Here is a 10,935-nt window from a genome sequence, read left to right on the forward strand (position 1 = left end):
ATCGGGAAGATTTTAGCTATTACTGACAGAATTCCCTCGTCCGGTTTTTTGCTATCTTTAAATGGTAAAGAGATAATAAACACAGACTTATGATAGCATTTTTAGGAATGGGCCTTTTGGGTTCTAATTTCGTGAAAGCCTTACTTAAAAGGGGAGAAGCCGTGCAGGTTTGGAACCGCACCGCATCAAAAGCCAAAGCACTGGAAGCAGCGGGTGCTGTTGCCTTTGAACAGGTGGCAGATGCCGTACGCGGCGCGGATCGCGTACACATCGTAGTAAAAGACGATGCCGCTGTAGACGAGGTTTTGGCAAACGCATTGCCCGGCTTACAGCCCGGCGCCATCATTGTGGATCATACCACTACCAGTCGCGAAGGCGCCATCGCCCGCACTGCTGCCTGGGAGGCCAAAGGGTTTACTTACCTGCATGCACCTGTATTTATGGGGCCTGCCAATGCACTGGAAGGTAGTGGCTTTATGCTGCTGTCCGGTGATCAGTCGCTCATTGCCAAAATGGAACCGCTGCTGGCACCTATGACGGGCAAGCTTTTAAACCTCGGTGATGAAACGGGTCGCGCTGCGAGCCTGAAGTTGATCGGCAACCTGTTCCTCGTGGCCTTCACTGCTGGCCTGGCAGATACCTTTGCCCTGGCTAAAGCGCTGGAGGTACCGGTGGATGCGGTGTCGGAATTGTTTAAGGTATGGAACCCCGCCAACACGTTGCCTACGCGTATACAGCGTATGACCGGCGGCGATTATAGTCAGCCTTCCTGGGAGCTCAACATGGCCCGTAAAGATACCGGCCTGTTTATACAGGAGGCCGCACAGGCAGGGGTGCCACTGAATATTATTCCGGCCATCGCGCAGGTGATGGACCAGTGGATCGCAAAAGGCCATGGTGACCAGGATTGGACCATCATCGGCAGCGGCGCCATCAAATAAGCCTGTAAACACACTGTTATGTTGGTTAACAGCTTCCTGGTGAGAGCCTGCGGCCCTCACCAGGAAGCGGAGTATCCTTCGCTGCGGGCGAAGGATACTCCGTTACAAGAGTTGTACGTTTTCTTTGTTGATGCGAATCAAATGTTTCCCTGCTTTGTTCAGCTGAACTTCCTTACTTAGTATAACCCTGGCCGTAGTATTGGCCGGCAATTCCACCGTTAGTAAAACATCCTTTCCTTTTCTTTCCCATGCTACAGTTATATCCCCGTACATGGAGGTATGTGTGCATTGCACGTTGTTTAGTCCGGCAGGGAATTTTGGGGAGATGATAATGCTTTTAAATCCGGGTGATTTTTCGTCCGGTTTAATACCTGCCAGTGCTTTATACAGCCAGGCGCCAATTTCACCGAACATGATATGGTTGCGGGAGAGGTCCGATTTTGCATTGATGGGCCAGTTTTCGTAAAGGGTGGTGGCACCATTTTTAATCCACCATCCCCAGGAGGGTTCTTTTTCGGAGGCGGCCAGTTGGTAGGCGAGGTCGATATAGCCGTTATCGCTGAGCGCATTGAGGATGGTTTTGGTACCTAGCAGGCCTACGTCCAGTTTGAGGCTGTCCGCTTTTACGCGGGCGGCGAGTGCGGCGGCGGCTTTGCTGCGGAGGGTATCCGGCACCAGGTTCCAATGCAGGGCTACTGACTGTTCCGTTTGCAGGCCTTTATCGTATATGCCTGAGCGTGGGTCCAGGTATTTTTTATTGAAAGCAGTTTTAATAACATCAGCCAGCTGGGTATAGTGGCGGTGATCATCTTCATAACCCAATAGTTTAGCAGTTTTTGCCAGAATGGTGACGTCAGTAAAATAATACGCGGTGGAGGTGAAGGTCACCGGTGTTACGGATTTAACCGGTACCCAGTCGCCCAGTCCCCAGGCACAGAGGCCGTCCGGACTGCGGGCGGTGAGCTGGTCTACATACCGTTTGATGGCGGGGTAGCAGTGTGAGAGGGCGGTGGTATCTCCATAAAACAAATATAAATTCCAGGGGATAATAGCGATGGTGCTGGTCCAGTCGGGCCCGTTGCCCCATTCATATCCCCAGCCGCCGGTGGGAATGATGGAAGGGAACACGCCATTGGGCTGTTGTTCATCCAGGTGATCGTTCATCCATTTTTCATAGACGGTGATGGCATCGAAGTTATAGAGTCCCGTTTCAGATGCGATATGTGCGTCGCCGGTCCAGCCGTTCTTTTCGCGTTGCGGGCAATCCGTGGGATAGCCGTAGAGGTTAGCGAGGTAGGAGTTGTTGGTGGCGGCCCATATTTTATTCAGGAGGGTGTTGGACGACTGAAAGTTGCCGATGGGCTTTACGTTGCTGTGCATGACAATTCCTTGCAGACTTTCTTTCGTGAGTGTGATGGGCTGGGAGCTGGTGACTTCAATAAATTGGAAGCCTTTATAATTGAAGGCTGGCGTAAAGGTATGGGGGCCTTTACCGTCGAGGATGTATATATCTGTTTGGAAAGGATCGGTGTTATCGGTGGGGCGGTAATGGACATCTATGTTGGAAATATCTGCGTGACCGTTAGGGTATAGTTGTTCTGCATGTTTAAGTTGCACAACAGTACCGGCGGGGCCATTGAGGGTGATGCTACTGACGCCGGCGATATTGCGGCCCAGGTCGAATATATAATTGGTGTCGCTGAAGCGGTGGATGGTGGCTGGCTGTAGTACTGTATCGGCAGTGATGGGCACCATCGCTTGTGCCACTATATTATTGGACGGGGCAGCGCGGAGGGTCACCGGTTGCCAGGCGCTGTCGTTGAATGCCGGCAGGTCCCAGCTGGCTTGTTGCTGGCGGAGGTCGTGGTGTTCACCCGTATAGATGCTGTTGAACACGATTTCCCCTGTGGCTGTTTTCCAGTCTTTCCCTGTGCTGATGGTGGTAGTGGTGCCATCGGTAAAGGTTATACGAAGATCCAGGCAAAAGGTGGGGCGGTTTCTCCAGGGGGCTTTATCGAAGTTCCATACAGCGGTGGACTGGTGGTTATACCAGCCGTTGCCGAGGATAACGCCGATGGTGTTGTTGCCGTTTTGGAGGTTGTTGGTAACATCGTAGGTGACGTATAGTGTACGGCGATCGAACCGGGTATACATGGGATCGAGCAGGTGGTGACCGATTTTTTTGCCGTTGATATGCAGTTCATAGAGGCCGCCGGCGGCGATGTAGGCGCGTGCCGCCGCGATGGTTTTGTTGTTGTTGAATGTTTTTCTGAATAGGGGGGCTGGTTTATGGGAGATGGGGTGGTGGTCAGATATCCAGGTTCCCTGCCAGTTATGGGGTTGCATCATGCCGGTTTCGAAGGAGGCGGTGGTGCCGTTTATTTTCCACTGGTAGGTGGTAAAAGGTTGCAGGGCGGGGCCTGAATAGGATATGTAGTTGTTTGGTGTGGTGGTATCCCAGCGTAGCTGGTTGTTTTGATAGACCTGGATATGTGCGTTGGCGGTAGTGCTGTTGTATTGCCAGGAGAGGCGTGGGTGCGGATTATCGATACCGATGGGATTGGTGAGGTAGTCGCATCGCAGGTTTTTCGATGTTTGGGCAGTAGCCTGGAGGCAGCAGCAGAGAGCGAGTAGGGTAATATATTTCATACCGGAATACAGCATATTTCCGGGAAGATAGAAAAGCTATCTGGTAAGGTATAATAAAATTGATGTGTGGATTACAGTTTGGCGGGGCCTTGCGTGCCGAGCCATTCAAAGGTATTGACGGGGTAGTTGGCGTCAAATCCGCGGTAGCGGAGTATCCACAGGCCGCTTTCTTTTGCTTTGCGTGCTACGCTGTCTTCTACGGTTTCGCAGATGAACAGTGGCTGGAAGTGCAGGTGTTTATATTCCGGCATTCTTTCTTTTAGGCGGTCTCTGTTATAGAGTGTTTTATAGAAGTTTTCCTCTTTGAGTGATTTTTTGGCTTCGGTGATGAAGAGGTGGGTATCGTTGATGGCTATCATGTCTGCTTCTACGAAAGCGTTGGCGCCGTTGCCCCAGCATCTTTTAAATTTAATGTAGGAGGTATGTACCTCGTATACCTTTTTGAGGTAGTTGGCTACGTAGTTGATGGCGAGTCGCTCCAGGTGTCCGTTCCAGTGGGTGCTGAAGCAGGATAGTTGTTCATTGGTTTCTTCCACGAACATATGGAAGGCTTCTCTGAAGCCGTTGATGGCGTCATAGAATTCCATGGTGTGGGAGAGGTTTTCGAGCATGGCGGGGTAGTATTTGCTGTTATCAGGTGTTGCATCTATACCGCCTTGCATTTGTGTCATCAATTTATCGCATTCCTGACGGATGTCGGTATGCCATTTATTGAGGAGCTGCAGGTGTTCAAGGTGTGCTTTGGTGATTTGATTAAAAAGCAGGTTGAAGTCGTTCAGACTTGGAAGAAAATGTAATGTCATGTCCTTCATGGCATTTGAATGTATGGGGGCTACAGGTGAAAAAGAGCCCTGCATTGTGCAGGGCTCCCTAAAAGAAATAAGTGATTATTCGTCTTCGTCCAATGGCGCAATGTTTACAATTACTTGAAACTTTGTGTTATTGTCCGGTTGTTCCATCAGGGAGATGAAGGCCAGCAGTCTTACGTATTCACCACTTTTGGTCCTGATAGTGATGTATGGTCGGACAATTGGCATGATATCATCTACCCATCTGGTAACTATATTATTGAGCCAGGTTGCCAGGGGGCGGGAGCACATAAATGTCCATTTCCTGCCTTCAATTTCTCGGTATTTGTAGCCACATATGCGTCGCATTTCGCGGTTCATGTAGCAGAAGTTGTAATCTTTATCGATGCAGAATACGCCTACTTCCGGAGGGCCGTCGTCCAGTTCGGATTCAAAGGTAGTTTTGAAAGCCATGATGGTGTCGTCGGTCAATTTCTCGTAGTATTTTTCTCTTTCCTCCGCGTATTTGGAGAAGGTGTACCAGGTGATGGAAAGCGCCAGCAATCCAATACCAACGGAAGTGATGCCTGCCACCCAGAATATCATGATTTGGAATGCGTAAGCGGCAGCACTGATGCTAAGTAATAAAGTAAGTCCAATGGTGACTACTTCTTTGAAACGGATGTCTTCAAAATGTTTCATTTTTTGGGTTTAACTAATTTTAAAAAGCTGATTTTTTTGAGGTTGTCAAAAGGGTTTTGACAGTTTTTCATCTATACGTGTAAATACAATGTTGCACTATGGCAATCTGCATCCTTGACAATTCTTTTTCGTTTAGGATGAATCAAATGTCGGGAAACAGTTTGATATAAATTGTAAACGATTCGTTATTCACTTGTTAATCCGAAAGCCAATCAGTTGGAGTTGCATTTTTGAGGTAGTGGTCAAAAAACGCTTGCATACGTTCACTGAAATCGGTTGCTGACGTGCCGGTGAGGCCATGGTTACCATCGCTGTATTGCAGCAGCCATGCGGGTTTCTGGAGTCGCCTCAGCGCCAGGAAAAAGGAGAGGATGTTGGTGAAGGGGCAGGCGCCGTCGTTGGTGGTATGCATAAGCAGCAGGGGAGTATTCATGTTGTTGGCTGCGTAGAGGGAGGAATTCTTGAGGTATTGTTCCGGTATATCCCAGGGTGTTGCTTTCATGCGGAATTGTCCGTTTTCAAAGTTTTCTGAGTTGGGGCGGCCGTTGTTGACCAGGGAGTTATAGGCGCTTATCCAGTCAGCTATACCACTTGCTGATACCGCTGCCGCAAACTTATTCGTATGTGTTACCAGGTAATTGATTTGTATGGCTCCCCAGCTGCATCCCTGCAGGCCTATACGTTTCGGATCTACGAAGTTTAATTTTTCGAGGTATTCGGCTGCGCCGAGTACGGCATCGTAGGCGCTTTGCATGGGATCACCGGGGGTGTAAAATATGTCGGGCGCGAAAACGAGGTAGCCGTTTTGGGTGTAGGTGGGAATGTTGATGTTGCAGCCGCTGGTGAGTGGCGCTGTTTTAAGGTAGCTGTTGAGCGCATCGGATTTGCGTTCGTAGAAATGTACGATCACCGGGTATTTTTTGGTGGAGTCGAAGTCTGTGGGTTTGTAGAGGATGGCCTGGCGTTGCTGGCTGTCCAGGGTGTTGTAAGTTGTGAGTTGCGCTGTGTATTTATGATCCGGTTGATTAAACGTAAGCTGGGTAAAGTGTTTGAAATCTTTTGTGTAAAAGAGGTTAGGGGCTTCGGTGGCACTTTGTCGCCGTACAATAATAGAATCATTCCTTTTAATGGGCGGAAAGTTGCTGCCGTCCGGCACATAGGGGTTGTCCTTGATATCGTATTGGTAGTCGCCCATGGTGAGCAGTTCGGGCTCCTTTCCTTTGGTGAGCTTGTACCAGCCGTTTTGCTTGTTATCGATATTAAAAGCGCTGAGGATGAGCGGAAATTCCAGCGGCTTATTTGGTGTGAATGTTTGTACGCTAAACAGGATGCGGTGTTTGGCGCCGTAGCCTTTGGTGAGGTTGACCGCCGGGGTGTTGTTGTTCAGATCTACCTCCCAGAGGTCGAATGCGTCGTAAATATAGACTTTGGTGCCTGTGCTATTCCAACCGGCGATGCCGCGCGGGGAGGTGAACAGGTCGTTGCGGTAAATGTAATGGAGGTCGGTATGAATATCTTTTGTAATGGTTTGGGTTTGGTTTTGGGAGATGTGATAGCAGTGGTAGGCGTTGTTGTCGTAGTACACGATCAGTTGCCCGTCCGGCGAGAGCCCTTTGGACATGGCACCGTTCACGATTTTTTCGTTGGTGATCTGGTGTTTGGCGCCGGTACTTAACTGCGTAAATTCCAGTATTCGTTTGTCCGTTTGCTTTAGCATTAGTACGGTATCGCCGTAGGTGCGTATCAGGAGGGAGCGGGTATCTCCCATGGGGATGGTGCGGCCTGTTTTTAGGTCGATCAGCGCGGTTTGAGGGTTGGTGGTGGTAGTGGGTTGTTTGAACCAGATGACGGGGTTTTGTGGTGCCGCCTTTTGTTGGCTAGTTTCCATGTAGTAGGCATAATGCTGTAGCGTGGAGATGATGCGTTTGTTTTGCCAGTTGGTGGCCACGATAATTTCCGGGGCGTTTTCAACGGGACGGGCCAGGAGGGTGTCGTGGCGGAGGGTGGGCAGCCAGGTCTGCGCTTGTGTTTGGGTCGCAAGCAGTAGCGTTATCAGTAGCAGTGCTCTCATCAGCGGACGCAGGAGTAAATAGTTTGTATGTCGCACTCGGTGGTGTAGGTATCTGTTGCCCTGGTGATCGTGATCTCCTTGCCGCCGTTATTCATTAGTGAACCTTCCATTTCAAGTGTACATAACCCATCCTTAGGGTCTACCACGTAAACTTTACAGCTGGGAGTAACACCGGCAGCCAGCGCACCAGCAATGACTGCAATCAAGCCTATTGCAGACAGGAGGATTTTTGCTTTTTTCATAGGTTGAATGTAGGAGTTGTGGGTGCATTGGGGCAACAGTGGCTACTTAATGTAGTAAATGATGGAGCCCATGAAGAAGCGCTGTAGTACGGTGTTCTGGGTATCTTCGAAGTAGGTAGGGGTGAAGGTTCTGCTGAAACTATTGTTGTTGTTCAGGATATCAAAGCCCTGGGCTTTAATTTCCATTTTGTTTTTGAGGAGGCGCTTGGAGAGGAATACATTCAGCAAATCCACGGAGCGGTTGTAGCCGGCGGAAAGCCCGGAAGTAACTACCTTGTTGTACTTCACCCCCGCGATAAAACCGAGCGGCAGGTAGCCGGTAACATCCAGGTTCATGTTGAAGGAGGAGACTTCGTTCTTAGTGATTTTGCCGATGTTGTAGGTGCTGTAGGTGCGGTTAGCACTGAAGCTGCTTTGGATGTCTATTAGCTCTTTTTTGGTGTAATTGATAGACACACGTGGCGTGATGCTCAGTGACTCGCTGGTGCCGAGGATACCGCTGACGGAAACGGGGTCGTTGGCGTAGAGGACGTTGTTGTTTAGGTTGATGACGAGGCGGCGTTTGAAGAAGGGTTTGGACCAAGTGGTGCCCCAGGAGAGCATGCGGGAGTGGTCCAGGTTGATGGGAGTGAGGACTTGGCGACCGAGGGAGTCGAAGATTACATTATTAATAATTTTCTTGTTAGTATTGGCCCATAGTAATATTGTGATGAAGTTTGACAGAGTTTTGGTATCCAAACGTGAAAATCTTAAAACAAAGGTTCGCTTTATAGGATTTCTTAAATCTGGATTTCCTGTCTGGATTATTAAGGGATTTTGAAAATTTTGGGTCGTTAGAAGTTGCGATGGGGAAATAGTGATTGGTTCATAATAGAAAGAGTGTGCAATGCTAGTAGATGGATTCAGGTAATACGTGAGGTCTATTCTAGGATATAAAAAATTCCAATTAATACTCAAGGGAGTAGTCGTTATAGGAAGAATTACTTGGTTTCTTATTAACCAGTTTAAATAAATACTTCCTTCAAATATTTTACTTTTTGTATTAAGTCCTAGTGAAATGAAATTTTGTCTGAATGTATATTTCCAAATATTATCCAAAGAATCTACAGGTTTTATCTGTCCTATATTATTTGAATCCTTATCAAATACTCTGTTGTTATTTGATGCTCGGCTATAAGATACGCTGTAGAAACCAGTCAAGCTGAATATTTTTGTTATTTTGTAATTGATAGTACTAATGGCAGAAATCCCAGCATTTTTATTCTTAATTGGGTTAATATTGTTAATAGTGGTAATGAAGCTAGAGTCACCTGATTTATGATTGTATATTGATAGATAATCAAAAAAGTCTCTACTATTTCCTATTTGAGCAGAGATCGACTGTGTAAATATCCCCTTGCTATTATTCAATTTTCTTAGAAAATCTGTAAGGTATGAATATGTAGTATTGTTGGATTTTAAATTATTGTGAGATGTTCCCGATACCTTTAATTCATCACTCGGGAAACTGTTCGTATAGGAACTAATATTTTCTATATTTTTCCCATTATTTCTTATTTGGAATCGTTGAGATATGTGATATAGGCTATCACTGTTTAGAGTGTGTTTGATATCTATACTTAATCTGTAGGAATTTGTTTTGCTCTCTGAAGATTGGGAACTGATTCCTGTAGGATTCATATTGATATATTCACGATTAGTCTTATTGTTATTGATCCCAGATACGGAAGAATAAATAATGTTAACAGAAATGGTATTTAATGGGTTAAGGATATAACTGGTATTAACTGCTGCCTCTTTAGTTTTATTTACCCCAGTTAATATTTTTGTTTTACTATCCTGAATATTATTAATGTTATCTATATTTGTTAAAAATGATAGTTGCTTTTTTTTCCCGAATTGATTTAGAATCAAATTACCTAAATAGCTGTTTGAAGTGCCATAACCCGCTTGTACATTTCCTGTATTCTTATTTTTTTGAGAATCTTTAATAGTAAGATTTAATATTTTTGTTTTTTCAAGACCATTTATCAACCCAAGCCCAGCAGTTACATTGTCAGTGGTTATTATTTGGAGTTTATCGATAAGTTCGGCGCTTATACTTCTTAATGCTAAAAAAATATTCGTGCCAAAGTAATCTTGGCCATCCAATAGAATTTTTTCGATTTTTTGACCATTGTAAGTGATCGTTCCATCAGAAAAAACTTCTAATCCTGGTATTTTTTCTAACAATTCCTTTAATTGTGCATTTTCTTTTACCTCAAATGAAATACTTTTGAATTCCATTGTATCCTTACTTATTCTGGCAACTGTACTTTTGCCTTTCACAGTATATTCGTTTAAATCAAAGGACAAGCTTTTGAGCAAAATAGTTCCTAGATTAATTGAGCTATCATTTATATTAACAGATAGAGTCTTATTGTGATAACCATACTGTGAAATTGATATTGTCATCTCGCCTAAATCTAGGATAGCTGTAAATGCTCCACTTTTATCAGATGAAGTTGTAATACTAGATTTTGAAGTCCTAATTCCTATTAAGGCTCCTTGAATTGGCTTTTGTGTATTAGAATCTAACACAATTCCTTTTAAGATATAGTTAGCTTTTTCTTGAGCAGCGGCAACCTGAGAAATCAAGGTTAATAATGTGACCAAAACAATAATTCTCCTCATTTAGCATATATTCAGATGGAACAAAATATAACATTACAATGCAGTAAGAATTCAGTAAGGGAAAGAAGGATAAATTGAACGTGTAAGGCTTTCTTTTTTCTGAGGATGCATTGCTCAAGATATGCTTCAACAGTTGGTGAATAGAAATGTAGCGGTCTAACCTTCAACGTTTTTCTTCAGAATGTTGGGATGTGTAAAAAAAAGCCTTTGGCTTATTTTCTTGGATGCTATTTTAAATACTAGTAATTAGGGTTGATTTTTTTCTGTATCTGATAGCTGGAGTATAAAAGGAGTCCTTAATTTCAGAATTATTTCAGAAGTGAATAAATTCAATATTAGGGGAATCAAATCGATTATTAATTCTGATAGTTTTTAAAATCAAATAGTTTAGGTTCATTCTATCTGATGCCACCCGCAAAGTTAGGGTAAAGCTTTTAAGTACATCCTCATCTAATCGGAAGGAGAATTTGCTTTGTGAACTATTCAACTAAGTGTGTGATTCTAAAAACCTGTGAATCAAATTGATAATTAGAGTCTCACCATTCTATCAAAGATATTATTCTGTGCTAGGATATTTAACCCCCGAAGAATTTGGTAAATCTATTCTAAGACAAGCAGCTTAATAACTTGTCCATTTTTTTGTTGCAAATCCAGTCTAAAACTGCTTAAGAAATCGTCTGATAGAAAATCGTCTGCCCTCATAAAACTGTATATGCTTTAAAATTAAAAAATCGGAGCCAAACCTAGTCATGGTCGGAAGAAATTTCTTCCGACCATTTTCTTTTATATATTTTCTTTTGATTTTTTAACAAGATACTGACAACCATTTATTTATGATTACATATCACTATTTTAGTGATTGATGTATC

Annotated in this window: 7 protein-coding genes; 1 reads left to right on the plus strand and 6 read right to left on the minus strand. The window is 44.8% G+C overall.

The features are described from left to right. Positions 1 to 89: 89 nt before the first annotated feature. Positions 90 to 941: an NAD(P)-dependent oxidoreductase gene (locus KW844_RS23920; protein WP_218379316.1), complete on the plus strand. Its 852-nt coding sequence runs from the start codon at positions 90 to 92 to the stop codon at positions 939 to 941. A 102-nt stretch (positions 942 to 1,043) separates the two neighbouring features. Here KW844_RS23920 and KW844_RS23925 read toward each other — a convergent pair whose 3' ends face one another. From KW844_RS23925 to KW844_RS23950, 6 genes are all read right to left on the minus strand, one after another. Then, positions 1,044 to 3,590, minus strand: a complete 2,547-nt coding sequence (locus KW844_RS23925) for an alpha-L-rhamnosidase (RefSeq protein ID WP_218379317.1) — start codon at positions 3,588 to 3,590, stop codon at positions 1,044 to 1,046. Positions 3,591 to 3,661: 71 nt separating this feature from the next. After that, positions 3,662 to 4,393: a hypothetical protein gene (locus tag KW844_RS23930; protein ID WP_218379318.1), complete on the minus strand. Its 732-nt coding sequence runs from the start codon at positions 4,391 to 4,393 to the stop codon at positions 3,662 to 3,664. Between the two features lie 84 nt (positions 4,394 to 4,477). Next, the gene (locus tag KW844_RS23935) at positions 4,478 to 5,080 is read right to left on the minus strand and encodes a PAS domain S-box protein (protein ID WP_218379319.1); all 603 of its coding nucleotides are present in this window, start codon (positions 5,078 to 5,080) and stop codon (positions 4,478 to 4,480) included. A gap of 196 nt (positions 5,081 to 5,276) precedes the next feature. Then, positions 5,277 to 7,151: a S9 family peptidase gene (locus KW844_RS23940; protein WP_218379320.1), complete on the minus strand. Its 1,875-nt coding sequence runs from the start codon at positions 7,149 to 7,151 to the stop codon at positions 5,277 to 5,279. After that, the gene (locus KW844_RS23945; protein ID WP_218379321.1) at positions 7,151 to 7,393 is read right to left on the minus strand and encodes a hypothetical protein; all 243 of its coding nucleotides are present in this window, start codon (positions 7,391 to 7,393) and stop codon (positions 7,151 to 7,153) included. Before KW844_RS23945 ends, KW844_RS23940 begins: the two co-directional genes overlap by 1 nt. A 42-nt stretch (positions 7,394 to 7,435) precedes the next feature. Continuing rightward, positions 7,436 to 10,066 (minus strand): carboxypeptidase-like regulatory domain-containing protein, encoded by a 2,631-nt coding sequence (locus KW844_RS23950; protein WP_218379322.1) that lies wholly within the window; start codon positions 10,064 to 10,066, stop codon positions 7,436 to 7,438. Positions 10,067 to 10,935: the final 869 nt, after the last annotated feature.

This window comes from Chitinophaga sp. sic0106 (assembly GCF_019219075.1).
Classification (GTDB): Bacteria; Bacteroidota; Bacteroidia; order Chitinophagales; family Chitinophagaceae; genus Chitinophaga.